General features: G+C 62.8%; 21 protein-coding genes. 10 read left to right on the forward strand and 11 right to left on the reverse strand.

Annotated elements, in window-relative coordinates:
• Positions 1–133: 133 nt before the first annotated feature.
• Positions 134–1,132 (forward strand): beta-N-acetylhexosaminidase, encoded by a 999-nt coding sequence (gene nagZ, locus LXM55_RS16900; protein WP_233321519.1) that lies wholly within the window; start codon positions 134–136, stop codon positions 1,130–1,132.
• A 54-nt stretch (positions 1,133–1,186) separates the two neighbouring features.
• Here the strand turns inward: nagZ and LXM55_RS16905 are convergent, their stop codons facing one another.
• The 3 genes from LXM55_RS16905 to mfd are packed head-to-tail and all read right to left on the reverse strand — an operon-like array spanning position 1,187 to position 7,915.
• On the reverse strand, positions 1,187–3,877 hold the full coding sequence (locus tag LXM55_RS16905; RefSeq protein WP_233321414.1) for a DEAD/DEAH box helicase: 2,691 nt from the start codon (positions 3,875–3,877) through the stop codon (positions 1,187–1,189).
• A gap of 11 nt (positions 3,878–3,888) precedes the next feature.
• Positions 3,889–4,455, reverse strand: coding sequence for a CsiV family protein (locus LXM55_RS16910; RefSeq protein WP_233321415.1), 567 nt, complete (start codon positions 4,453–4,455; stop codon positions 3,889–3,891).
• A 10-nt stretch (positions 4,456–4,465) separates the two neighbouring features.
• Positions 4,466–7,915 carry a transcription-repair coupling factor gene (gene mfd, locus LXM55_RS16915; RefSeq protein WP_233321416.1) on the reverse strand — a complete coding sequence of 1,150 codons (3,450 nt, stop codon included), beginning with the start codon at positions 7,913–7,915 and terminating at the stop codon, positions 4,466–4,468.
• Positions 7,916–8,269: 354 nt separating this feature from the next.
• Between mfd and LXM55_RS16920 the strand changes: the two genes are divergently transcribed.
• On the forward strand, positions 8,270–9,733 hold the full coding sequence (locus tag LXM55_RS16920) for a glyceraldehyde-3-phosphate dehydrogenase (RefSeq protein WP_233321417.1): 1,464 nt from the start codon (positions 8,270–8,272) through the stop codon (positions 9,731–9,733).
• Between the two features lie 97 nt (positions 9,734–9,830).
• On the opposite strand, the gene LXM55_RS16925 is transcribed toward LXM55_RS16920, so the two are convergent.
• Positions 9,831–11,123, reverse strand: coding sequence for an MFS transporter (locus tag LXM55_RS16925; RefSeq protein ID WP_233321418.1), 1,293 nt, complete (start codon positions 11,121–11,123; stop codon positions 9,831–9,833).
• A 383-nt stretch (positions 11,124–11,506) separates the two neighbouring features.
• Between LXM55_RS16925 and LXM55_RS16930 the strand changes: the two genes are divergently transcribed.
• Both LXM55_RS16930 and sthA read left to right on the forward strand, forming a co-directional pair.
• Positions 11,507–12,427: an FAD:protein FMN transferase gene (locus LXM55_RS16930; protein WP_233321419.1), complete on the forward strand. Its 921-nt coding sequence runs from the start codon at positions 11,507–11,509 to the stop codon at positions 12,425–12,427.
• A gap of 201 nt (positions 12,428–12,628) precedes the next feature.
• Entirely contained in the window at positions 12,629–14,023 is a 1,395-nt protein-coding gene (sthA, locus tag LXM55_RS16935; RefSeq protein ID WP_092316553.1) for a Si-specific NAD(P)(+) transhydrogenase, read from the forward strand.
• Positions 14,024–14,065: 42 nt separating this feature from the next.
• Here sthA and LXM55_RS16940 read toward each other — a convergent pair whose 3' ends face one another.
• Together LXM55_RS16940 and LXM55_RS16945 are read right to left on the reverse strand one after the other, a co-directional pair.
• A complete protein-coding gene (locus tag LXM55_RS16940) occupies positions 14,066–14,788 on the reverse strand; it encodes a glycerophosphodiester phosphodiesterase (RefSeq protein ID WP_016967735.1) in 723 nt (240 codons plus the stop codon).
• Positions 14,789–14,837: 49 nt separating this feature from the next.
• Entirely contained in the window at positions 14,838–15,425 is a 588-nt protein-coding gene (locus LXM55_RS16945; protein ID WP_060838364.1) for a PilZ domain-containing protein, read from the reverse strand.
• Between the two features lie 94 nt (positions 15,426–15,519).
• Here LXM55_RS16945 and LXM55_RS16950 point away from each other — a divergent pair, with 94 nt between their 5' ends.
• The 3 genes from LXM55_RS16950 to LXM55_RS16960 all read left to right on the forward strand — a co-directional run bounded on the left by LXM55_RS16950 (position 15,520) and on the right by LXM55_RS16960 (position 18,778).
• Positions 15,520–16,770: a lipoprotein-releasing ABC transporter permease subunit gene (locus LXM55_RS16950; protein WP_016967733.1), complete on the forward strand. Its 1,251-nt coding sequence runs from the start codon at positions 15,520–15,522 to the stop codon at positions 16,768–16,770.
• Between the two features lie 7 nt (positions 16,771–16,777).
• Positions 16,778–17,461: a lipoprotein-releasing ABC transporter ATP-binding protein LolD gene (gene lolD / locus LXM55_RS16955; RefSeq protein ID WP_015634822.1), complete on the forward strand. Its 684-nt coding sequence runs from the start codon at positions 16,778–16,780 to the stop codon at positions 17,459–17,461.
• Between the two features lie 72 nt (positions 17,462–17,533).
• Positions 17,534–18,778, forward strand: a complete 1,245-nt coding sequence (locus LXM55_RS16960; protein WP_103739347.1) for a lipoprotein-releasing ABC transporter permease subunit — start codon at positions 17,534–17,536, stop codon at positions 18,776–18,778.
• Between the two features lie 41 nt (positions 18,779–18,819).
• Here the strand turns inward: LXM55_RS16960 and LXM55_RS16965 are convergent, their stop codons facing one another.
• Together LXM55_RS16965 and LXM55_RS16970 are read right to left on the reverse strand one after the other, a co-directional pair.
• Entirely contained in the window at positions 18,820–20,181 is a 1,362-nt protein-coding gene (locus LXM55_RS16965; RefSeq protein ID WP_325169900.1) for a heavy metal sensor histidine kinase, read from the reverse strand.
• Positions 20,181–20,861: a heavy metal response regulator transcription factor gene (locus LXM55_RS16970; protein ID WP_233321420.1), complete on the reverse strand. Its 681-nt coding sequence runs from the start codon at positions 20,859–20,861 to the stop codon at positions 20,181–20,183. The genes LXM55_RS16965 and LXM55_RS16970 overlap by 1 nt, the downstream gene beginning before the upstream one ends.
• A gap of 156 nt (positions 20,862–21,017) precedes the next feature.
• Between LXM55_RS16970 and copI the strand changes: the two genes are divergently transcribed.
• On the forward strand, positions 21,018–21,569 hold the full coding sequence (copI, locus tag LXM55_RS16975; protein ID WP_442799762.1) for a copper-resistant cuproprotein CopI: 552 nt from the start codon (positions 21,018–21,020) through the stop codon (positions 21,567–21,569).
• A gap of 68 nt (positions 21,570–21,637) precedes the next feature.
• Positions 21,638–22,468, forward strand: coding sequence for an NADPH-dependent 7-cyano-7-deazaguanine reductase QueF (queF, locus tag LXM55_RS16980; RefSeq protein WP_233321422.1), 831 nt, complete (start codon positions 21,638–21,640; stop codon positions 22,466–22,468).
• Between the two features lie 62 nt (positions 22,469–22,530).
• Here queF and LXM55_RS16985 read toward each other — a convergent pair whose 3' ends face one another.
• Positions 22,531–22,794 carry a DUF4404 family protein gene (locus LXM55_RS16985; RefSeq protein WP_233321423.1) on the reverse strand — a complete coding sequence of 88 codons (264 nt, stop codon included), beginning with the start codon at positions 22,792–22,794 and terminating at the stop codon, positions 22,531–22,533.
• Between the two features lie 122 nt (positions 22,795–22,916).
• Positions 22,917–23,537, reverse strand: coding sequence for an HAD family phosphatase (locus tag LXM55_RS16990; RefSeq protein ID WP_233321424.1), 621 nt, complete (start codon positions 23,535–23,537; stop codon positions 22,917–22,919).
• A 204-nt stretch (positions 23,538–23,741) separates the two neighbouring features.
• On the opposite strand from LXM55_RS16990, the gene LXM55_RS16995 reads away from it, so the two are divergent.
• Complete coding sequence (locus LXM55_RS16995; protein WP_233321425.1) at positions 23,742–24,428, forward strand: MlaA family lipoprotein; 687 nt, start codon at positions 23,742–23,744, stop codon at positions 24,426–24,428.
• 66 nt (positions 24,429–24,494) lie between these two features.
• Here the strand turns inward: LXM55_RS16995 and LXM55_RS17000 are convergent, their stop codons facing one another.
• Positions 24,495–24,794, reverse strand: coding sequence for a PilZ domain-containing protein (locus LXM55_RS17000; RefSeq protein ID WP_233321426.1), 300 nt, complete (start codon positions 24,792–24,794; stop codon positions 24,495–24,497).
• Between the last annotated feature and the right edge of the window lie 254 nt (positions 24,795–25,048).

Consider the following 25,048-nt stretch of genomic DNA (forward strand, 5'->3'; position numbering starts at 1 on the left):
CGATTCTCGTTTCATATCCCCGTGCCTTCCTTGTGCCGACGCTGCTTGCTCCGGTTGCATCCCAGTGGATGCGGCCTCGTCGGCGTTGCCTGGAAGCCATCGTAGTGCTTAAGGAATTTCTATGACTGCAGGCCTGCAAGGCTCTTTGATGGTGGACGTTGCCGGTACCTGGCTGACGGCCGAAGATCGCCAACTCCTGCGCCAGCCGCAGGTCGGTGGGTTGATTATCTTTGCGCGCAATATCGAGCACCCGCGCCAGGTGCGTGAGTTGTGTGCGGCGATCAGGGCCATTCGCCCGGACGTGCTGTTGGCGGTGGACCAGGAGGGTGGTCGGGTGCAGCGTCTGCGCCAGGGCTTTGTGCGTCTGCCGGCCATGCGGGCCCTGGCTGACAACCCGAATGCCGAGTATCTGGCCGAACAGTGCGGCTGGATCATGGCCACCGAGGTCCTGGCAGTAGGCCTGGACCTGAGCTTCGCCCCGGTCCTGGATCTCGACCACCAGCGCAGTGCGGTGGTGGGCAGCCGCGCTTTTGAAGGCGATCCCGAGCAGGCGGCAGTGCTCGCCGGAGCCTTTATCCGCGGCATGAACAGCGCCGGCATGGCCGCTACCGGCAAGCACTTTCCCGGACATGGCTGGGCCGAGGCCGACTCCCATGTGGCGATTCCCAATGACGAGCGCAGCCTGGATGAAATTCGCGCCAAGGACCTGCTGCCCTTCGCCCGCTTGAGTCGGCAGCTGGCGGCGGTGATGCCGGCGCACGTCATCTACCCGCAGGTCGACCCCCAGCCCGCTGGTTTCTCCCGCTACTGGTTGCAGGACATCCTGCGTGGTGAGCTGCAATTTGACGGGGTGATTTTCAGTGACGACCTGTCGATGGCCGGCGCACATGTCGTCGGGGATGCGGCGAGCCGGATCGAGGCCGCGTTGTCCGCCGGTTGTGACATGGGCTTGGTGTGCAACGACCGGGCTGCCGCGGAGCTGGCCCTGAGCGCCGTACAGCGCCTCAAGGTACAGCCATCGCCGCGGATTGCACGGATGCGTGGTCAGGCCTTCGCCAACCTCGAATACAAGCAGGACCCACGTTGGCTGACGGCGCTGGGCGCACTCAAGGACGCTCAGCTGATCGACTGAGGTACCTGGCAGGAGGCGCCCGGGATACCCTGGTGCCTGGGTGATCGGGCTGCCTTAGCGGCCGCCCTTGTTGTCCGGTAGTGGCGCGAACAGCGCTTCGATGTCGTCGCTCTGCAACTTCCAGTCACCGGCCTTGCGCCCGTCCAGCACGCCTGCCGCCAGGTCGGATTTTTCCTGTTGCAGGTGCTGGATCTTCTCTTCCACCGTGCCTCGAGCAATCAGCTTGTAGACGAACACCGGCTTCTCCTGGCCAATGCGATAGGCGCGGTCGGTGGCCTGGCTCTCGGTGGCCGGGTTCCACCAGGGGTCGTAGTGGATCACGGTGTCGGCCTCCGTCAGGTTGAGGCCGACCCCGCCGGCCTTGAGGCTGATCAGGAAAATCTGCAGCTTGCCGCTCTGGAAATCCCGCACCGGCGTGCGCCGATCCCGGGTCTGGCCGGTGAGCAGGGCGTAGGCGATGTTGCGTCGTTTCAGTTCGGCCTCGATCAGGCTCAGCATCGAGGTGAACTGTGAGAACAGCAGGATCCGCCGGCCCTCTTCAAACAGCTCCTCAAGCATCTCCATCAGGCTGTCGAGTTTGCCCGACGAGCTGCCCCGTGCCGGTGGCGAGTCATTGACCAAGCGCAGGTCGCAGCACACTTGGCGCAGCTTGAGCAGCGCTTCAAGAATGATGATCTGGCTGCGGGCCACGCCTTTGCGGGTGATTTCGTCGCGGACTTTCTTGTCCATGGCCAGGCGCATGGTTTCGTAGACATCACGTTGCGCCTCGTTGAGCTCGACCCAGTGGATGATCTCGGTCTTGGGCGGCAGCTCGGTGGCCACTTGCTCCTTGGTGCGGCGCAGCAGGAAGGGTTTGATCCGGCCGTTGAGGTGTTGCAGGCGCACTTCACTGGCGTGTTTTTCGATCGGCACCCGATAGTCGCGATTGAAGCTCTTGGCATCGCCAAGCCAGCCCGGCAACAGGAAGTGGAACAGCGACCAGAGCTCTCCCAGGTGGTTTTCCAGGGGCGTGCCGGACAGGCACAGGCGCTGCCGGGCGTTCAGTTCGCGGGCGGCCTGGGCGGCCTTGCTCGAGGGGTTCTTGATGTACTGGGCCTCATCGAGGATCAGTACATGCAAGGGTTGCGCGGCCAGCAGTTCGACGTCCTTGGGCAGCAGTGCATAGGTGGTCAGCAGCAGGTCGTAGTCGGCCAGTTGCGCGAAGTGTTTCTTGCGCCCCGCGCCGTACAGCGCCAGAACCTTGAGTTGCGGGGTGAAGTGCGCCGCCTCGTCCAGCCAGTTGGGAATCAGGCTGGTGGGCATCACCACCATGCACGGCCGGTCCAGGCGTCCGGCTTGCTTCTCGCTGAGAATGTGCGCCAGGGTCTGCAGGGTCTTGCCCAGGCCCATGTCGTCGGCCAGGATGCCGCCCACTTCCAATTGGCGCAGGGACTGCATCCAGCTCAGGCCCTCGAGCTGGTAGGGGCGCAGGGTGGCATTCAGGCCTGGTGGCGCAGGCGCCGAATAGTCGCGGATGTCCCGCAGGCGCTGGGCGAAGGTGCGAATGTGTTCGCCGCCTTCCCACAGCAGCGGCAGTTCCTGCAGCGGGTTGAGGCGGGTGGCATCGGCGCTGCTCAGGCGCAGGGTGGTTTCACCGGGTTCCTGCAGGTAGAACTCGCCCAGGGTTGCCAGCACCGGCTTCAGGCGGCCATAGGGCAGCGCCACTTGCAGCGGCCCGTGCAGCGAGTTGGGCCGGTTGGGAATGTTCACCAGGATCAGCTCGTCGTCGCGGCGCTTGGCCAGGCGCTCCGGGTTGAGAATCTCGGTGTGCGAGCGCATCAGGTTGAGCAGGATCGGCAGCAGGCTCAGGCGCTCGCCGTTGACGATGATCCCCAGTTCCAGGTCGAACCAGTCGCGGCCCGGGGCCTCGTCGACGCTGGCGTACCAATCGTCCACCGCGGTCAGGTCGAAGCCGAAACCGTCGTCGATCTGCAGCTCCCAGTCCTGGCTGCGCAGCTTGGGCAGTTCATTCAGGGTGAACGTCAGCCAGGCGCTGTCATTGACCATCTCGAACAGCTCGCCGGCGCTTTCCGGTAGCGCCTTGCTCTGCCGGGTGGCGATCTTGAAGCCCAGGCCGCGCAACTGTTCGCGCCAGCCTTGCTCCAGCTCGGGCTGGCGCTTGATGCGCAGGCTTTGGTGTTCCTGGCGGATGATCACATCGGCGTTTTTCTGCCCGCTGACGTACTCACCGTTGTAGTTGAACGACAGCGCGGCGCGGTGCTGGATATAACGCTGTATCTTGCCGTTGCGCGGTTCGAAGGCGCTGAACTCGATGCTCGCCAGCCACAGGCGCGGTATTGGGCGCACGTCCTCCAGCAGCACCTGGGGCAGGGCGGCGGGGCGCCGGCTGTCGAGCACCGCCGAGAGCTTTTCCAGCAGCTCGGCGTCTTGGGCCGCTGCCGGATAGGCCAGGGTTTCCTCCACCTGCAGCAGCACCGCGGCAACGTGTTTGCAGTTACTGTGGACCGGGCACGTGCAGTGGGCGTCGATCAGCAGCAGGTTGCCCTTGCTCGATTCGCGCAGGGTAATGGTTTGTCGGTAGACGTGGTCGCCGGAGCCTTCACAGCTGGCAGTGATAGCGCTGTCTCCGGCCGTGGCGATGCGTACGCGCTTTTCCAGGGCGTAACGCCGGCCGCGCTCCAAGGCTTGTTCCTTGAAGCGGTTGACCCAGGACGGGGCCAGGGGTTTGGTCAGGGGCGGGGTCATAGGGACTTCGATCAGTCCGGAATTTCAGTTGGAGCAGGGCGCGGCGCTGGAGCGGTCAGCGAAGTGATCTTGATCAGCAGCGCCAGGTGGCCGTTGTCCAGGTAGTTGAGCTGGCCATTCTTGGTATGGCTTTGCTGTTTCAGGCGCTCGCTGCTGGTGACCAGGCCATTGCTGTCGATCTGGTTGATCCAGAAGTCCGCGTCGACATCGGTGAAGCGCCCGAGCTTGAGGTTCAGGGTGCCTTCGATGGGGAATTGGCCGAACTGTTCGGGGCCGTCGCTGAGGGCCACCTTGACCGGGTTTTCCCCCAGGGTCTGTTGCCAGGCCTTGTGCAGCAGCACGCTGTAGTTGCCACTGGCGTTGAGCTTGTCGACGATCCCGCCCAGGGAGGGCGTGCGCTGGCTGTCGGGGCTCAGGTGTTGAGCGCCGGCGGCCCAGTCTTCCGGCGCGGCGCGGCTGATGATCTGCGGCTCGGCGTTCTGCCGGACAAGGATCATTTCCACCTGGTACAGGTCGTCGGCAAAGGCCGTTGGCGCGACCAGGGCCAGGAGCAGGGTCAAGGAGCGGAACAGGCGCATGGGGCGTCCTTCAAGCAGTTTTCGGGGTGAGGCGTTCAAACAGTGCCTCCAATGTATTAAAGCGCTCTTCCGGGCGTTCCATCGGCACCATGAACTTGAACAGCGTTGCGCCTTCGAATTTGTAGCGTTTGGGTTGGCCCTGGATCAGCTTGATCAGCGCCATGGGGTCTACCGGAGTGTCCGCGGCGAACTCGATACGCCCGCCTTGCGGGCCGCCATCGACCTTCTTGATCCCCAGGGTTTCGGCCTGGAGTTTCAGCAGGGTCAGGCGGATCAGGTTCTTGGTCGGCTCGGGCAGCAGGCCGAAGCGGTCGATCATCTCCACCTGCAGGTCCTTCAGGCCGTCTTCGTCGGTGGCCGAGGCTATGCGCTTGTAGAGGATCAGGCGCGCGTGCACATCTGGCAGGTAGTCCTCGGGGATCAGCGCCGGCAGGCGCAGGTTGATTTCCGGACCGCCGCCCAGGGGCTGGTCGAGGTTCGGCTGTTCGCCCTTGCGGATGGCTTTTACCGCGCGCTCGAGCATCTCCATATACAGGGTGAAGCCCACGGCCTGGATCTGCCCGCTCTGGCCGTCGCCCAGCAGTTCGCCGGCGCCGCGGATCTCCAGGTCGTTGGTGGCCAGGACAAAGCCGGCCCCCAGGTCCTGGGTGTTGGCGATGGCCTCCAGGCGCTTTTCCGCGTCCGGGGTGATCTGCTGGCGCGGCGGCGTCAAGAGGTACGCGTAGGCCTGGTGGTGGCTGCGCCCGACCCGGCCGCGCAACTGGTGCAGCTGGGCCAGGCCGAACTTGTCGGCACGCTCGATGATGATGGTGTTGGCGCTGGGCACGTCGATCCCGGTCTCGATGATGGTCGAGGCGATCAGCACGTTGAAGCGCTTGTGGTAGAAGTCGCTCATCACCTGTTCGAGTTCGCGTTCGCGCATCTGCCCGTGGCCGATGCCGATCCGGGCTTCGGGCACCAGTTCGGCCAGCTCGGCGGCGCATTTCTCGATGGTCTTCACGTCGTTGTGCAGGTAATACACCTGGCCGCCACGCAGCAGTTCACGCAGCAGGGCCTCTTTGACCGTGCTCTTGTTCTGCTCCATGACAAAGGTTCGCACCGATAGGCGGCGGGCCGGCGGGGTGGCGATGATCGACAGGTCGCGCATGCCCGAGACCGCCATGTTCAGGGTCCGCGGGATCGGCGTGGCGGTCAGGGTGAGGATGTCGACTTCGCTGCGCAGGGCCTTGAGCTGTTCTTTCTGGCGCACGCCGAAGCGGTGTTCTTCGTCGATGATTACCAGCCCCAGGTTCTTGATCTTCACATCGTCCTGCAGCAGCTTGTGGGTGCCGATGACGATGTCGATCTTGCCTTCGGCCAGGTCCGCCACCGCGGCGTTCACTTCCTTGGCCGACTTGAAGCGGCTCATCACTTCCACGGTCACCGGCCAGTCGGCGAAGCGGTCGCGGAAGCTGTTGTAGTGCTGCTGGGCGAGCAGGGTGGTGGGCACCAGGATCGCCACCTGCTTGCCGCCGTGGACCGCAATGAAAGCGGCGCGCATGGCCACTTCGGTCTTGCCGAAGCCGACGTCGCCGCACACCAGACGGTCCATCGGTTTACCGGAAAGCATGTCCTCGCGCACCGCTTCGATGGTGCTCTGCTGGTCCGGGGTTTCCTCGAAGGGGAAGCCGGCGCTGAAGGTGGCGTAGTCGGCCTTCGGATCGGCGAACGCGTAACCTTCGCGGGCAGCGCGGCGGGCATAGATGTCCAGCAGCTCGGCGGCCACATCGCGGACTTGCTCGGCGGCCTTGCGCTTGGCTTTCTGCCAGGCTTCCGAGCCCAGGCGGTGCAACGGCGCCAGGGCGTCGTCGCTGCCGGTGTAGCGGGCGATCAGGTGCAGGTTAGCCACGGGCACGTAGAGCTTGGCGCCTTCGGCGTACTCCAGGGTCAGGAACTCGGCGGCCTGGTTGTCGATCTCCAGGGTCGCCAGGCCCAGGTAGCGGCCGACACCGTGGTCGATGTGCACCACCGGCGCGCCTTCGCGCAGCTCGGTGAGGTTCTTGATCACAGCGTCGTTGTTGGCGTCGGCGCGTTTTTCCCGGCGCCGGCGCTGCATCACCCGCTGGCCGAACAATGGGCTTTCGGCCACCAGGGCCAGGGCCGGATCATCCAGCACCAGGCCTTCGTCCAGGGGCGCGATGGTGATCGCCAGGCGCTCCTTGCTGGCGACGAAGTCCGGCCAGCTGTCGACGGTCTTGGGGCGCAGCTTGAGGCGTTCCAGCAGTTCCAGCAGCACTTCCCGGCGGCCGGCGGATTCGGCGGTGAACAACACCCGGCCGGGGAACTCGTCGAGGAAGCCCGAGAGCGCCGCCAGCGGCTGGTTGGCCTTGGCCTCGATGGCCAGGTTGGGCAATTCGTGGGCCGGGAAGCGTTCGCGACCGACACCGGTTTCGATGTCCTGCTGGCTGGCCACCACTCGCGGCCAGTTCTTCAGGCGGGCAAAGCAGTCCTCCACGGGCAGGAACAGCTCCGCCGGCGGCAGCAGTGGCCGCGAAGGATCAACGCGGCGTTCTTCATAGCGGTTGCGTACGTCGTTCCAGAAGTTTTCCGCGGCCTGTTCGATGCCCGGCAGGGAGAACACCTGGGTGTCCTGGGGCAGGTAATCGAACAGGGTCGACGTTTCTTCGAAGAACAGCGGCAGGTAGTACTCGATGCCGGCCGGGGTGATCCCGCTGCTCAGGTCCTGGAAGATCGGGCAGCGGCGGAAATCCACGTCGAAGCGTTCGCGAAAGCGCGCCTTGAAGCGGGTCACCGCTTCTTTCTGTAGCGGGAATTCCTTGGCCGGCAGCAGGCGCACCGAGTCGACCTTGTCGATGGAACGCTGGTTCTCTGGATCGAAGGTGCGCAGGGTTTCGATTTCGTCATCGAACAGGTCGATGCGATAGGGCAGCTTGCTGCCCATGGGGAACAGGTCGATCAGCGCGCCGCGCACGGTGAATTCGCCGTGCTCGTAGACCGTGTCGACGTAGCGATAGCCAGTGGCTTCCAGGCGCGTGCGCATCTGTTCCACATCAAGCTTCTGGCCGACATCCAGCACCAGGCTGCTGCCCAGCAGGAACTGGGTCGGCGCCAGGCGATGCAGGGCGGTGGTGATCGGCACCACCAGCACGCCGTGCTCCAGCTCCGGCAGCCGGTAGAGGCTGGCGATGCGCTGGGAAATGATGTCCTGGTGCGGCGAGAACAGGTCGTAGGGCAGGGTTTCCCAATCGGGGAAATGCAGCACCGGCAGGTCCGGGGCGAAGAAGCTCAGCTCCTGTTCCAGCCGGTCAGCGCTTTGGCTGTCGGCGGTCAACAGGAGGGTAAAGCGCTTGGCAGCGCTGGCGGCTTCGGCGATGGCCAGGCTCAGGGCGGCACCGGGCAGGTTGCCCCAATGCTGTTTACCGGCGGCGGCAGGGAGTAGCGGTAGACGCAGGACGGGCACGGACGGTCAAGCTCCAAGCGTTGCGACGAAAGTCGGTAATTGTAACGGCCCCGGGTGGCCACTGTCAGTGGCTGATGCGTCTATTACGCCGCTCAGGGCAAATGTAGTGGCTATGACAACAAAATGTGCCTTTTGGGCGGAAATGTAGTGCCGAATCCGGCTGGTGTTACGGAGGGTTACAGACAGGCTGATAAGCTGTCCAAAAAATTGACGCTGCTGGAAGCCACGGTTTTACTGGCCTCCAGCACAGTGGTGTTTTTTTGCAAGGCCTTTTTGTTACGTTCCGCACGACAGGCGCGCATTGCTACGGCAGGAACTGGGCGGCATAATGTAGCCCCTTTTTTCTGCCCCTACATGTGGAAGGTTCCCGTGACTCAGAAGCCCGACCAGTGTCTTGGTGAATGGATCGACCGTGAAGCACTCGCAGAAGCGATGATTCCGCTTATCGGTCAGCTCTACCGCAATAACAATGTGGTGAGCTCGATCTATGGCCGCAGCCTGATCAACCAGTCTGTCATCGCGATTCTCAAAGCTCATCGCTTTGCTCGCCATCGCTCCTCCGACGACAGCGAACTCTCCGTCCACGAAACATTCCCACTGCTCAAGGCCATGAGCGAGCTCAAGCTCGGCGCGGCTTCGGTAGACCTGGGCAAGTTGGCGTTCAAATTCCGCAACGAAGGCAACGGCCGTACCGCCGAGCAATTCGTTCGCGAAGAACTGGCTGATGTCGTGGGCCAGCAAAATGCTTCGGCCCGCAAAGGCACTGACGTTGTCCTGTACGGCTTCGGTCGTATCGGCCGTCTGCTGGCGCGCATCCTGATCGAGAAAACCGGTGGCGGCGACGGCCTGCGCCTGCGCGCCATCGTGGTGCGCAAAGGCGCCGAAAACGACCTGACCAAGCGCGCCAGCCTGCTGCGTCGCGACTCGGTACACGGTTCGTTCAATGGCACCATCACCATCGACGAAGAAAACAACACCATCACCGCCAACGGCAACCTGATCCAGGTGATCTACGCGAAGAACCCGACCGAGGTGGACTACACCCAGTACGGGATCAAGAACGCGCTGCTGGTGGACAACACCGGTGTATGGCGTGACGCCGATGGTCTGGGTCAACACCTGGCCTGCCCGGGTATCGACCGCGTTGTTCTGACCGCGCCTGGCAAGGGCAAGCTGAAGAACATCGTTCACGGTATCAACCACAGCGAAATTACCGCTGAAGACAAGATCATCTCCGCCGCTTCCTGCACCACCAACGCCATCGTGCCGGTGCTGAAGGCTGTGAATGACAAGTTCGGCATCATCAACGGTCACGTCGAAACCGTTCACTCGTACACCAACGACCAGAACCTGATCGACAACTTCCACAAGGGCGATCGCCGTGGTCGTAGCGCCGCGCTGAACATGGTGATCACCGAAACCGGTGCGGCCACTGCTGCTGCCAAGGCCCTGCCTGAGCTGGCCGGCAAGCTGACCGGTAACGCGATCCGCGTTCCAACGCCGAACGTGTCGATGGCCATTCTCAACCTGAACCTCGAGAAAGCCGCCACCCGTGAAGAGATGAACGAGTACCTGCGCTACATGGCGCTGCACTCCGACCTGCACAAGCAGATCGACTTCGTCAACTCGCAGGAAGTGGTGTCCACCGACTTCGTGGGCTCGCGCCACGCCGGTGTGGTCGACGCTGAAGCGACCATCGTTCAGGACAACCGCGTTGTTCTGTACGTCTGGTACGACAACGAGTTCGGTTACAGCTGCCAGGTCGTGCGCGTGATGGAAGACATGGCTGGGGTCAACCCGCCAGCGTTCCCACGCTAAGCGACAGCTGAAATGAAAACGCCCCGACTCGTCGGGGCGTTTTTGTTTGTGGCTTGCGCCTGGAAGGCCGGCGCCAGCTCGTTGGTGAAGCTGGCTGTCAGGCGCTGCCAGCCGCCTGCGCGGTACGCAGTTCGTGGCGGTTGCCACGGAACAGCACCAGCGTCGCAATCAGCCCCAGCACGGCTGCGCCGCTGAGCCAGATGCCCGGTGCGGCCTGGTTGCCCAGGACGTGGATCAGGTAGGTGCAGGCCGCCGGAGTGAAGCCGCCGAAGGTTGCGGTCGCCAGGCTGTAGGCCAGGGAGAAACCCGTGGTGCGCACTTCCACCGGCATGATTTCAGTCAGGGCCACCACCATGGCGCCGTTATACGAGCCATAGAGGAAGGACAGCCACAGTTCGACGATCAGCAGATGGCTGAAGCTGGGGTTGGCCACCAGCCAGGACAGCGCCGGGTAAGCGGTAAAGATCGCCAGGATGGTCGCGCCCAGCAGCAGCGGCTTGCGCCCGACCTTGTCCGACAGCGAGCCCATCACCGGCAGCCAGAAGAAGTTCGACAGGCCGATGCACACGGTCACCAGCAGTGCGTCGAAGTCCGACAGGTGCAGCTCAGCCTTGCCGAAGGTCGGGGTGTAGGCGGTGATCAGGTAGAAGGACACGGTGGTCATGACCACCAAGGCCATGCCGGCGATGACGATGCCGAAGTTCTGACCGATGGAGCGGACGATTTCCTGCAGCGAAGGGCGATGTTTGCGGGCCTGGAACTCTGGGGTTTCCTCCAGGGAACGACGGATCATGAAGATCGCCGGAACAATCATGCAGCCCACCAGGAACGGCACGCGCCAGCCCCAGTCGCCCATTTGCTCGGGGCTCAGCCAGTGGTTCAGGCCCACCCCCAGCAAGCCGGCGAACACCACCGCCGCCTGTTGGCTGGCCGACTGCCAACTGACGAAAAAGCCCTTGCGGCCAGGGGTCGAGATCTCGGCCAGGTAGACCGACACACCGCCCAGTTCGACGCCGGCGGAAAAGCCTTGCAGCAGGCGGCCCAGCAATACCAGCAGGGGCGCGGCGACGCCGAGAGTGGCGTAGCCCGGCACGCAGGCTATCAGCACCGTACCCGCGGCCATCAGTGCCAGGGTGATGATCAGGCCCTGGCGGCGGCCGTGACGGTCAATATAGGCACCCAGGAAAATCGCCCCCAGGGGGCGCATCAGGAAGCCGGCGCCGAAGGTCGCCAGGGACAGCATCAGCGAGGCGAAGGCACTGTCGGCAGGAAAGAAGGTCTTGGCGATTGCCGTGGCGTAGAAGCCGTAGACCATGAAGTCGAACATCTCGAGGAAGTTGCCGCTGACAACGCGAAAGATCGCCTTGCCTTTGCCCGTGGTCGTGGACATTTTTTGCACTCACTTTGGCTGTCTTGTTAGCAATCCCTGGTCGTTATGCGTCCCTTACTGCAAAGTCGGGGCACGAGGCTGCACGCTGAACAGTTTTGTAACGATATGTGTATGAAGGCCATCCGGCAACAAAAACTCTTTGGGTGGTTTGGCGGCTCTAGATCAAGGCTCTGCGTATAGACGAGGGGGCTGGGGTCGCGCGCGGTCTGGTTCCGTCTGTCGCATAATGGCCATTTGTAATGTCAGCCGAGCCTGTTGGGCGGTTGATCGGGAGGAAGACCTTGCCAGGTAACGAAAGATCGCGATGGGGCGCTTTGTGCGCTGTGCTGGCGCTGCTATCGGGCTGCGGCGGCGATCGCCTGCAAAGCCTATCGGGGCCAACCATGGGCAGCACCTGGTCCGTACAGTATGTGCAACACGCCAATGGCCCGGCTGCGTCGTTGGTTCAGGCTGAGGTCGAGGGGATTCTGTCCGAGGTCGACCGGCAGATGTCCACCTACCGCAGCGATTCGGATATCGAGCGTTTCAATGGCTTGCCCGCCAACAGTTGTCAGCCGATGCCGGAGCCGGTACTGCAGTTGGTCCGGGTCGGCGAGCAACTGTCCCGAGACAGCGATGGTGCTTTCGACCTGACGGTGGAGCCGTTACTTGATCTCTGGGGGTTTGGTCCCCAGGGGCGTGAGGAAAAGGTTCCCACTGCCTCGGCGCTGGCCGAGGTTCGGCAGCGGGTCGGGCATGGGCATTTGCGTATCGAAGGGCAGGAGCTGTGCAAGGATGCGCCGGTGGAGGTGGATTTCAACAGCATCGCTGCCGGTTACGCGGTGGATCGCATGGCCGCGCGGCTTGCGCAGCTGGGAATCGACAGCTTTCTCGCCGAAGCCACCGGCGAGCTCAAGGCGGTGGGGCGCAAGCCGGACGGCACGTCCTGGCGGATTGCCCTGGAGGAACCACGTGACGACCAGCAGGTGGCGCAGCGGGTGATTGCCGTTGATGGTTATGGCGTATCCACCTCTGGCGACTACCGTAATTACTTCGAGCAGGACGGCCAGCGTTATTCCCACACCTTCGATGCTCGGCTCGGCAGGCCGATCACCCATCGGCTGGCCTCGGTCACGGTGATTCATCCTTCGGCGCTGATGGCCGATGGCCTGTCGACGCTGTTGCTGATACTCGGCCCGGAGGCGGGTTGGGAGTACGCGGAAAAACACGCCATCGCCGGATTTTTTGTGATGCGTGCCGATACAGGTTTCGTCACACGCAGCACCCCGGCCTTCGATGCGCTGCTGGCCGGGCAAAAACAATAGCCTTGAGCACGCTTGTGAGCCCTGTAGTGCAGGCAAAAGTAGCCTACGACGCGACCAAGGGTTAATGTGCGCGGCGTTGACGCTTCTATAGACTGTGCCCGGGTTCGTAACCGAGCCAAATTGATCCTTCATGCCGCTGGCCGCGGCATGATTTAGCCGGAGATGCCAGAAGGGCATCTCGGCCTGTTCTGAGGAGTACGCATGGCTGTCTACAACTACGACGTAGTGGTGCTGGGCTCGGGCCCCGCTGGAGAAGGTGCGGCGATGAACGCCGCGAAAGCAGGACGCAAAGTGGCGATGGTCGATAGCCGTCGCCAGGTCGGCGGTAACTGCACCCACCTGGGTACCATTCCGTCCAAGGCCCTGCGTCACTCGGTCCGGCAGATCATGCAGTTCAACACCAACCCGATGTTCCGGGCCATTGGCGAACCGCGTTGGTTCTCGTTCCCGGACGTGCTCAAGAGCGCCGAGAAGGTCATCTCCAAGCAAGTGGCTTCGCGCACCGGCTACTACGCCCGTAACCGGGTCGACGTGTTCTTCGGCACTGGCAGCTTCGCCGACGAGCAGACCGTGGAAGTGGTCTGCGCCAACGGCGTGGTGGAAAAGCTGGTCGCCAAGCACATCATCATCGCCACCGGCTCGCGCCCTTATCGGCCGGCGGACATCGATTTCAGCCACCCGCGTATCTACGATAGCGACACCATCCTCAGCCTCGGCCACACCCCGCGCAAACTCATCGTCTACGGCGCCGGGGTCATCGGCTGCGAATACGCCTCGATCTTCAGTGGTCTTGGGGTGCTGGTGGAACTGGTGGACAACCGTGGCCAGTTGCTGAGCTTCCTGGATTCGGAAATCTCCCAGGCCCTGAGCTACCACTTCAGCAACAACAACATCACCGTGCGCCACAACGAGGAATACGACCGGGTCGAAGGGGTCGACAACGGGGTGATCCTGCACCTGAAATCCGGCAAGAAGATCAAGGCCGACGCCTTGCTCTGGTGCAACGGCCGGACCGGCAACACCGACAAGCTGGGCATGGAGAACATCGGGGTCAAGGTCAACAGCCGCGGCCAGATCGAAGTCGACGAGAACTACCGCACCTGCGTGCCGAACATCTATGGCGCCGGTGACGTGATCGGCTGGCCAAGCCTGGCCAGTGCCGCCCATGACCAGGGTCGCTCCGCTGCCGGCAGCATTGTCGATAACGGTAGCTGGCGCTTCGTCAACGACGTGCCGACCGGGATCTACACCATTCCGGAGATCAGCTCGATCGGCAAGAACGAGCAGGAGCTGACCCAGGCCAAGGTGCCGTATGAAGTGGGCAAGGCGTTCTTCAAGGGCATGGCCCGCGCGCAGATCGCCGGCGAGCCGCAAGGCATGCTGAAGATCCTGTTCCATCGGGAAACCCTGGAAGTCCTCGGCGTGCACTGCTTCGGCTACCAGGCTTCGGAGATCGTGCATATCGGTCAGGCGATCATGAACCAGCCGGGCGAGCACAACACCCTGAAGTACTTCGTCAACACCACCTTCAACTACCCGACCATGGCCGAAGCCTATCGGGTAGCGGCATACGACGGCCTCAACCGGCTTTTTTGAGCGGCTCCGGCCGGTGGCCTGAGCCGGCCGGGGAGACCGATTTCAGTAATTCTCGAGAGTGGCGCTGGCCAAACCGGGAAAGTCTGTAATCAGGCTATCTACGCCGAAGTCGGCGAGCCTGCGCATCAGCGCGGGCTCGTTGACCGTCCACACCGACACATGCAAACCCTGACGCTGCGCCCGTTGCAGACGCTCCGGGGTGCACAGGGTCCAGTTCAGCGCAAGAATCTCGCAACCGTAGCTCTGGGCGACCTTCAGTGGGTCGAGCCAGGCGTATTCGGCGACCAGTCCGCGAGACAGGTCCGGGGTCAGCTCGACCGCCGCTTTCAGCACTTCCCGCGAGCTTGAGGTCACGGTGACCTTGTCCAGCAGGCCGAAGCGCTGGGCCATTTCCCGAATCGCCAGCACAGTGGTGGCGGCGCGAGTGCGCGAGGCACTTTTGACTTCCAGCTGCCAGTGCTCGAAGTCGCATTTCTCGAACAGCTCTTCAAGGCGTGGAATGGGGCAGGGGCTGACCCAGCCTGGGCCGCCTTTGCGCGCGTCGTAGGTCACCAGCTCGGCGGCGGAATGCTCCACCACCTTGCCGCGCCGGTCGGTGGTGCGCTTGAGGGTCGGGTCGTGGATCACCATCAGTTCACCGTCCATGGACAGGTGCAGGTCGAGCTCGCAACGGCGCACGCCGTGCTTGAGGCATTCCTGAAAGCTGGTCAGGGTATTTTCCGGTGCTTCGCCTTTAGCGCCGCGATGGCCATAGATCAGGGTCACAATTGCTCCTTCACGGATGTTGTTCCTTAAGAGGGGTCAGGCGTGCTGCTCAGCCGGCGGCAGGGTCGCTCTGCTCCCGGGCCTGGCGGCGTTGCTGGGCCTGTTTTTGCAGGATATAGCGTGCCAGCAGCTGGCGTTGGGCGTCGGTCAATGCTTCGAACTCGGTGCCGATCTCGAAGGTGCCGAAACTCTGGGGCTCGCAGTGGATGACCTTGGCCCGCAGCAGCAGGCCCAGGGCCTGGGGCATCAGCAGCAGTTTCACGGCCAGGTGGCTGCCCTTGGCGTAGCTCAGGTGGTGGTTGAACTCGATGCCACCTTCGGAAAGGATCACCCGCTGCGGTTCGCCGAACTTGCCGAACACGGTCTGCGCCACCACTTGGCTGAGCAGGTCGATGCGCTTGTTCATGGCCTTGAGGTAGCTGGCCAGGGTGCGATCGCGCTCGCTGACCTGGCGCAGCAGGTGCTGGGATTCGAATTCGCTCAGGTGCAGTTCACTGAGCAAATTGAACAGTGGAGACTCATCCTGCAACACTTCCTTGCTCGCCGCGTCGTGGGCGGACAAGGGGCTAATTTCCAGTGCGATCGCGTCCTCGATACGGTAGTATTCGCGGCGATCTTCTTCATCTAATGTCGACATGGCGAACCCATGGTAGAGGCAGTGGTCTGAGTGTAAAGCTGCTTACCAGGCCCCGCCACAAGGACGTCTTCTTTTCCTCTGCACAAGCCCCGACATGTTCAGACCTCTGTTTGCTTTTATCGGCACGCGTTATACCCGTGCAAAGCGTCGCAATCATTTTGTGTCATTCATTTCCCTGACCTCGATGATCGGACTCGCCCTCGGCGTGATCGTGATGATCGTGGTGCTGTCGGTGATGAACGGCTTCGATCATGAGATGCGCACCCGCGTGCTGGGCATGGTGCCCCACGCCACCATTGAATCCGGCGAGCCCATCAGCGACTGGCAAAGCCTGGCCGACAAGGTCAAGCAGAACCCGAAAGTGCTGGCGGTGGCGCCATTCACCCAGATGCAGGGCTTGCTGACCAACAACGGCCAGGTGCAGAAAGTGCTGCTCAATGCCATCGACCCCGCGCAGGAGCGGCAGGTGTCGATCATCGACCACTTCATGCAACAGGGGCAGCTGGACGCGCTGGCGCCCGGCAGCTTCGGCATCGTCATCGGCGACAAGGCGGCCGCCAAGCTGGGCGTCGGCCTGGGCGACAAGCTGACCTTCGTCGCGCCGGAAGTCACGGTGACCCCGGCCGGCATGTTCCCGCGCATGAAGCGTTTTACCGTGGTGGGCATCTTCCACGTCGGCGCGGGCGAGATCGACGGCTACCTGGGCCTGACCAACCTCGAAGACCTAGGCCGCCTGCACCGTTGGAAGCCGGATCAGGTCCAGGGCCTGCGGCTGAAGTTCGACGACCTGTTCCAGGCCCCACGCACCGCTTGGGAAATCGCCCAGCAGTTGGGCGAGAACCATTTCTACGCCCGCGACTGGACCCGTACCCATGGCAACCTGTACCAGGCCATCCGCATGGAAAAAGCCATGATCGGCCTGCTGTTGCTGCTGATCGTCGCGGTGGCTGCGTTCAACATCATCTCGACCCTGGTGATGGTGGTGAACGACAAGAAAGGTGACATCGCCATCCTCCGTACCCTGGGTGCCACACCGGGCACCATCATGGCGATCTTCATGGTCCAGGGCACGGTGATCGGCGTGGTCGGCACCCTGATCGGGGCGGTGCTGGGGATGCTCGCAGCGTTGAATGTCAGTGCCGCGATCTCCGCCCTCGAAGGCCTGATCGGCCATAAATTCCTGAATGCCGACGTGTATTTCATCGACTACCTGCCGTCGCAACTGATGGCCGAGGACGTGTTGATGGTCTGCGGCGCGGCATTGGTCCTGAGTTTCCTCGCCACCCTGTATCCAGCCTGGCGTGCGGCGCGCACCCAGCCTGCAGAGGCGCTACGTTATGAGTGAGTTGGGCATGAGTGAAAAAGCAATCCTGAGCTGCCGTGACCTGGGCAAGTCCTATGAGGAAGGTCCGGAATCGGTGGTGGTCCTGTCCGGCCTGCAACTGGAACTGCATCCGGGTGAGCGAGTGGCCATCGTCGGTACCTCCGGCTCCGGCAAGAGTACCTTGCTCAACTTGCTGGGCGGCCTGGATACGCCGTCCAAGGGCAGCGTCTGGCTGGCTGGCGAAGAGCTCTCGGCGTTGGGCGAGAAGGCTCGTGGCCAGTTGCGCAATCGCGCCCTGGGCTTCGTCTATCAATTCCACCACCTGCTGCCGGAGTTCACCGCCCTGGAGAACGTCTGCATGCCGCTGCTGATCGGCCGTACGCCGATCCCCGAAGCCCGTCAGCGTGCGACCGCGCTGCTGGAGCGTGTCGGGCTCGGCCATCGCCTGGAGCACAAGCCGGCCGAACTGTCCGGCGGCGAGCGCCAGCGGGTGGCCATTGCCCGGGCCCTGGTGAACAAGCCGGGGCTGGTGATGCTCGACGAGCCCACCGGCAACCTCGACTCGCACACCGCCCAGGGTATTCAGGACTTGATGCTGGAGCTCAGTACGTCGATGCGCACCGCCTTCCTGGTGGTGACCCACGACATGAACCTGGCCCGGCAGATGGACCGCGTACTGCACCTGCAAGAAGGTCACCTGGTCGCCATCTGATGCGGCCGCACGCGGCGTCGGCGGGCTAGCCCGTCGGCGCCGGGTCATTAATTTTTCCAGGGTGCCTTGCCCATGTTCAGACCCTTATCGATCTTTATCGGCACGCGCTACACCCGCGCCAAACGGCGTAATCGCTTTGTCTCGTTCATTTCCATGACCTCGATGATCGGCCTCGCCTTGGGCGTGCTGGCGATGATCGTGGTGTTGTCGGTGATGAACGGCTTCCAGCGGGAAATGAGCTCGCGGATCCTCGGCATGGTGCCTCACGCCACCATCGTCGGGGTCAAGCCCATTGACGACTGGCAACCGGTGGCCGCGGCGGCCCTGAAGAACCCGGAAGTCACCGCGGCAGTGCCCTTCACCGAGATGGAAGGCATGCTGTCCTACAAGGGAGCGATGCAGCCGATCCAGATCAGCGGCATCGACCCGGCCCAGGAAGGCAAGGTCTCCATCGTTACCCAGCATATTGTCCAGGGCAGCCTGCAGGATCTGAAACCCGGTGAGTTCGGTGTGGTGATCGGCGAGATCACCGCCCGGCGTTTTCGCCTGAATGTCGGCGACAAGCTGACCCTGATCGTGCCGGAAGTCAGCACCGCGCCCGGGGGTATTACCCCGCGCATGCAGCGCTTGAATGTGGTTGGGGTGTTCAAGGTGGGGGCCGAGCTGGATGGTTCCATGGGCCTGATCCATGTGGCTGACGCCGCAGAGATGCAGCACTGGCAGCCCAACCAGGTACAGAGCGTGCGCCTGGCGGTCAAGGATCTGTATGCCGCGCCACAGGTTTCGGCGGACATCGCCAAGGGCCTGGGGACGGACTTCCGCGCCGATGACTGGACCCACACCCAGGGCAGCCTGTTCAGCGCGATGAAAATGGAAAAGACCATGATTGGCCTGCTGTTGCTGATGATTGTCGCGGTAGCGGCGTTCAACATCATCGCCACCCTGATCATGGTGGTGAACGACAAGGGCGCGGACATCGCGATCCTGCGCACCATCGGCGCCACGCCGCGGCAGGTGATGGCGATCTTCATGGTCCAGGGCACGGTGATCGGGATTGTCGGCACCCTGATCGGTGGGGTGCTGGGAGTCATTGCTGCGTTGAACGTGAGCGAGCTGGTGGGTTGGCTGGAGCGGATCAGTGGCCAGCAGATCTTCAGCTCCGACGTGTATTTCGTCAGCAACCTGCCTTCCGAGTTGCAGGGCGGCGATGTCGCGTTGATCTGCGGCGCCGGCTTTGTCCTGAGCTTCCTGGCCACCGTGTATCCAGCCTGGCGCGCATCCAAGGTCGAGCCGGCCCACGCGTTGCGTTATTCCTGATACTCGCGGGTGCGTTCGCCGGCTTGCCGGCGAACAGACCCTCAATCTTGCTTTGGCAATTCGATCACAAAGCGCGTCCAACCCGCCGCCGATTCGCAACGGATCTGCCCACCATGGGCGCGAATGATCGACTGAGTGATTGCCAGCCCCAGCCCCGCATGTTCACTGCTGCCTTCACGCCGCGCCGGGTCCGCCCGGTAGAAGCGGTCGAACAGTCGTGGCAATGCCTCTTGGGCAATGCCTTCACCGCTGTTCTCGATACTCAGGCTCAAGTGTTGGGCGCTGTCGTTGATCCGCACCTTGATCGAGCCTCCGGCAGGGGTGAAGCGCAGGGCGTTATCCAGCAGGTTGGACAGCGCGCGGCGCAGCATGCTGCGGTCCCCGGCAAAGCCGGCATGGCCTTCACGGGTCAGTTCGATCTGCGCGTCTTCGGCCAATGGGGCATAGAACTCCAGCAGCATGTCGGTCTCCTGGGCCAGGTCCAGCGCTTCGCGCCTGGGGCTCAGCAGGCCGTGGTCGGCCTTGGCCAGGTACAGCATGTCGTTGACCAGTTGTGCCATCCACTGCAGTTCTTCGAGGTTGCTGTGCAAGGCTTCGCGGTAGTCCTCCAGCGGTCGGGGCCGGGTCAGGGTGACCTGGGTGTGGGTCAGCAGGTTCGACAGCGGCGTGCGCAGTTCGTGGGCTATGTCGGCAGAAAACGCCGAGAGGCGTTGGAACGACTCTTCAAGGCGGCCAAGCATGGCGTTGAAGCTGCTGGCCAGCTCCGCCAGTTCGGCGGGCATCTGCTCCTGGGGCAGGCGCTGGGTCAGGGAACTGGCGGACACGCCGGCGGCCACCGCGCTCATGCGCCGCAACGGGCGCAAGCCGCTGCGGGCGGCCCAGGCGCCGAGCAGGGCGGTGGCCAGGGCCGACAGGCCCACGGTCAGCCAGATCAGATGCTGCATGCGTTGCAGAAAGTGCTGGTGATGGGTGATGTCGAGGATCAGGGTCAACTGCGCCGAGGCGGGTTGGCCGGGATTCAGCGCGGCGGTGTAGATCCGGTAGGCGCTACCGGCCTGGTTCAGGCTGTGCAAGCCGGCGCTGCCGGGCAGCGAAGCGGGCAGGCTCGGGGCACTGTCGAACCAGAGCCGGCCGTTGGCGTCGCTGACGCGTAGCTGCAGGTCTGGCTGATGGCTCAGTTCGTCCTGCAACCTGGCCTGGTGCCGGGGCAGATCCGCGGCCTCGCTGACATCCTGCAAGGCGCTGCGCAGGGCCAGCAGCTTGCCGTCCAGCAGTTGCTGATCCAGTTCGATGAAGTGGGCTTCGCTGGCGCGGCTGAACAGCACGCCCGCCAGCAGCGAGACCACCGCGGTGCACGCGGCGAACAGCAGCGCCAGGCGCCCGCTCAGCGACAGGCGGCGCATCAGGCCTGGCGCTCTTCGAGCACGTAGCCCATGCCGCGCACGGTATGGATCAGTTTGTTCGGGTAATCGTCATCGATCTTCAGGCGCAGGCGGCGGATCGCCACTTCGATGACGTTGGTGTCGCTGTCGAAATTCATGTCCCAGACCTGGGAGGCAATCAGCGATTTGGGCAGGACTTCGCCCTGGCGCCGCAGCAGCATCTCCAGCAGGGCGAACTCCTTGGCGGTGAGATCGATGCGTTGGCCGCTGCGCTCCACCCGACGGCGGATCAGGTCCAGGCGCAGGTCGGCCAGTTGCAGGCTGGTTTCCTGGGCTACCGCGCTGCCACGGCGCAGCAGGCTGCGCACCCGCGCCAGCAGTTCGGAGAAGGCGAAGGGCTTGACCAGGTAGTCGTCGGCCCCCAGCTCCAGGCCATGGACCCGGTCTTCTACCGCATCCCGGGCGGTGAGGAACAAGACGGGCATTTCCAGGCCGGCGCTGCGCACCGCCTGGAGGATCTGCCAGCCATCGCGACCGGGGAGCATCACGTCGAGAATCAGCAGGGCATAATCACCGGTCAGGGCCAGGTGCTGACCAGTGTTGCCATCGGCCACCAGTTCGGCATTGAAGCCGGCCTCGCTCAGGCCTTGGCGCAGGTAGTGACCGGTTTTTGCTTGGTCTTCGACAATCAGCAGTTTCATGGTGGACTCGTGGCGGGCGGAACCCGGGCTTTATACCGTGCAAGAGGCCGGGGCGGTTCAAACTGACAAAGTTGTAACCTTCTTGTCAGCTGGCTGGCAGCGGCAGGGTTCTAGAGTGTGCCACAGGCTGAATCCCGATCTTGTTGGAGTCTAATGATGAGTATGCAAAAGCTGTTGTGGCGAAGCCGGTCGATTCTGGGCGGTTGTCTGATGCTGTTGAGCGCGCCGCTATGGGCCTCGCCGGCGGCGTCCTACGACTTTGGCCAGCCGGCACCGGCGGCCAAGGCCAGCCGCAGTGTCGAGGTGGTGATGGGGGACATGTCGTTCAATCCCAAGGCGCTGGAGATCAAGGCGGGGGAAACGGTGCGTTTTGTATTGATCAACAACGGTCAGCTGCTGCATGAATTCAACCTGGGCAACGCGGCCATGCATGCCGAGCACCAGCAGGAAATGCTCAAGATGCAACAGAGCGGGATGCTCACGCCCACCGGCATGCAGGCCATGGATCATGGGGCGATGGGGCACGGATCGATGGCAGGCATGGACCACGGCATGCGGCATGACGATCCCAACAGCGTGCTGGTGGAGCCGGGCAAGCGGGCCGAGCTGACCTGGACCTTCAGCAAGAGCGGCAGCCTGGAGTTTGCCTGCAACATTCCCGGGCACTATCAGGCGGGGATGGTCGGCAAGTTGACGGTCAGTCCGTAAGTACCCGGGGCTCAAAGGCGGGAGCAAAGGCTGGTAGAATCCGCTGATTCTTCAGTCAGGTTTCCGCCATGCATCCCGCAGCCGAACATTCGCCGCTGGGCAAGTCCAGTGAATACGTCTCCACTTACACCCCGTCCCTGCTGTTCCCGATACCCCGGGCGGCGAAGTGGGCCGAGTTGGGCTTGAGTGCCGATACCCTACCTTATAAAGGTGTGGACTACTGGAACTGCTTCGAGTTGTCCTGGTTGCTGCCTTCGGGCAAGCCGGTGGTGGCCATTGGCGAGTTCAGCATTCCCGCTGACTCGCCGAACATCATCGAATCCAAGTCCTTCAAGCTGTATCTCAACTCGCTGAACCAGACGCCATTTGCCGATCGCGGGGTGCTTGAGGCGACCTTGCGCACCGATCTTTCGGCCGCTGCCGGCAAGCCGGTGGGCGTGCGTATCCGCAGCCTGCAGGAAGTCGAGGCCGAAGGCGTGGTGGCGCTTCCCGGCGTATGCATCGACGAATTGGAAATCAATGTCGACAGTTACGAGCACCCGCGTCCGGAACTGCTGCGCTGTGATGCTTCGCGTGTGGTGGAAGAGAGCGTGCACAGTCATCTGCTCAAGTCCAACTGCCCAGTGACCAGCCAGCCGGACTGGGGCAGCGTGGTGGTGGAGTACCGTGGCGCGGCGCTGGATCACGCCAGCCTGCTGGCCTACCTGGTGAGCTTCCGCCAGCATTCGGACTTCCACGAGCAGTGCGTGGAGCGGATCTTCCTCGACCTGCAACGCTTGCTCAAACCGCAGAAACTCACCGTATACGCGCGTTATGTGCGTCGCGGCGGGCTGGATATCAACCCTTACCGCAGCACTGAAACGGCGGACTTCGCCAATCACCGGCTGGTACGCCAGTAAAGCAAAAGCCCCGCTCTGAGAGTGGGGCTTTTGTTTTGTGAGGCGGGCCATCGGCGGTTGAGTCAGATGCCGATGTTGCCCAGGGTCTGGACGATGTTGCGCAAGGTTCCGGCGATGGCCGGGTGTTCCAGTTCAAAGCGTTCAACGGCCAGATTGACGCCGTCGGCGAGGCTGGTGTCCTGGGTGCCGCTCTCCAGCTTGAGCTGCAGTTCGATCTGCTGCATCAGTTCTTGCAGGTTGGCGCGCTCTGCTTCGGAAAGCGGTGGGTTCTGCTCCAATTGCTCGCGCAGGGTGTCGAGTTGTTCTTGCAGTTCGCGGGCAGGCATGGCGTTCTCCCTTTATTGATAGGCACAGGGATGGACCGCGAGGTTGCGTCAAAGGTCCATGCCCACGGCTTAGAGTAATCCACTCCCAGGCGCTGTGCATGATCCGGATCAACAGCCTTATGTCAGGGTTTTTCACCTTTGAACCGACGCAGCTCGATGTCTGCCAGGCAGGTGTTGAGCTCCCCCAGATGGTCGATGACCGAATGCACGCCCAAGCCAAAGAGCTGCACCGTGGCTTTGCCGCGCTTGTGTTCCCGCTCCTGCTGGCTGAGCGCTTGCCATTCGCTGGGCGTCAGGCCGCACAGGGAGCCGCAGGAGGCCAGGCCAATGGTCCAGAGGCCGGCATTGAGGCCTGACTGCAGCAACTGAGGCTCGCCGCTGACCAGGACGCAGCCGTCGATGCCTTTGACATTCAGTGCCATCAGCGCTTGCCAGCAGGCATCGGGTGCGGGCCAGGGGGTTGGGGAATGGGGGGCAGGCTTGATCCAATCCGGCAAGTTGGCCGCCAGCCGGCGGCTGTTGGTGGGAAGCAGCTGCTCCAGCCAGGCACAGGGGATGCCTTGCTGATGCAGGTGTCGCAAGGTTTCCAACGCGCCTGGGGTGGCTTGGGCTTGCTCCGGGGCAGGGGCGGCCGTGGCTTGCTGGCGCATCCGCGCGCCGAAATCCACCAGGCAGCCACTGAGCCCGAAGAGCACGGCGGTCAAGGGGCGGGCGGGTTGCACTGAGGCGTCGGCGTGGGGCATGTCAGCGTCCTTGAAATACCCCCCGAGGCTAGCGGCAGAAGATGACACGCAGGTGACAGCACGGTGAACGAGTACGGGGTTGGCTGGCTGATGGGCAAAGACAGCTTGCAGTGATGCTGCCTAAACCGGCTTATCCGATTTATACTCCTGAACTTATCCTCAGGGCATAGCCCCGCGAGAGAACAATCGAAGGAGTTTCCTGCTATGCGCTGGAGCCGTTATCTAGTTCCACTATGTATGAGTGCCGGTGTGACGCTGGCTCCCCTGGTCGCCCAGGCGGCTGAAGACGATCCGTGGGAAAGCATCAACCGTCCCATCTTCACCTTCAACGACACGCTGGATACTTATGCCCTGAAGCCTTTGGCGCAAGGCTATCAGGCTGTCACGCCGCAGTTTCTGGAAGACGGCATCCACAATATGTTTCGCAACATCGGCGATGTCGGCAACCTGGCCAATGACATCCTCCAGGCCAAGCCACGGGCGGCCGGTGTCGATACTGCGCGATTGCTGATGAATACCACGCTGGGCCTGGCCGGCTTTTTCGACGTCGGCACCAAGATGGGCCTGCAACGCAACGACGAAGATTTCGGCCAGACGCTGGGACACTGGGGCGTGGGCAGCGGTCCTTACGTGATGCTGCCGCTGTTGGGCCCAAGCACCCTGCGTGATGCGCCGGCCAAATATGTCGACAGCTACACCGAACCTTACCGCTACATGAATGACATCCCCGCACGGAACACCACCATGGGTCTGGATATCGTCGATACCCGGGCTAGCCTGTTGTCGGCGGACAAGTTGATTCGTGGTGACAAGTACACCTTCATTCGCAATGCCTACCTGCAGAATCGCGAATTCAAGGTCAAGGACGGCAAGGTCGAAGACGATTTTTAAGCTTTCGGCGGTTCTGTTGAAACTGAAAAGGCGGCCCGATGGCCGCCTTTTTCATGGGCTGGAGTTTTACTTCATTTTAAGGATTGTAAGCCCAAGTTTCTGGCCGCCACCTTCCAGCGGCTTGGCCCACACCACTTCCGTCTCTGCCTCAAGGCCTCTGAGGGCTGCGTGCTCGGAGTCGATACGCACGCTCAACTGATCGCCGACCTGGAACGAGCGAGGGGCCTGGACCTGCATGCCGCTGCTGGAAAGGTCGATGCAGACGGCTTCAATCACTTGTCCCTGATGGATCAGCGTGACCTCGGCATCCACCCGCATGCGGATGTAATCGCGCTTTTCGCTGTAGTCACGCTGGTTTTGATTCATGGGTTCCATCCTGCGATTGAGTTGCGGTTTTAGCGGTTTTTATAACTCCCGGTGATTTGCGGTGTAAAGACGTTAGGCGACCATCGGCATGAGCTTGAAACGCCCCGCGGATGGGAGTACCGTCTGCGCCTTAGAAGGGCACCTCTGATGGTCGGGCGTGCAGGGCTGAAGGTCCTGGCCTCGCTTGCAGAGTGGCTAGAAAGCGAATCCAGTAGCGTGCATCAGGCCTCAGGCCAGAGCGCCCTACGCCAACC

The organism is Pseudomonas sp. Au-Pse12 (assembly GCF_021341665.1).
Classification (GTDB): Bacteria; Pseudomonadota; Gammaproteobacteria; order Pseudomonadales; family Pseudomonadaceae; genus Aquipseudomonas.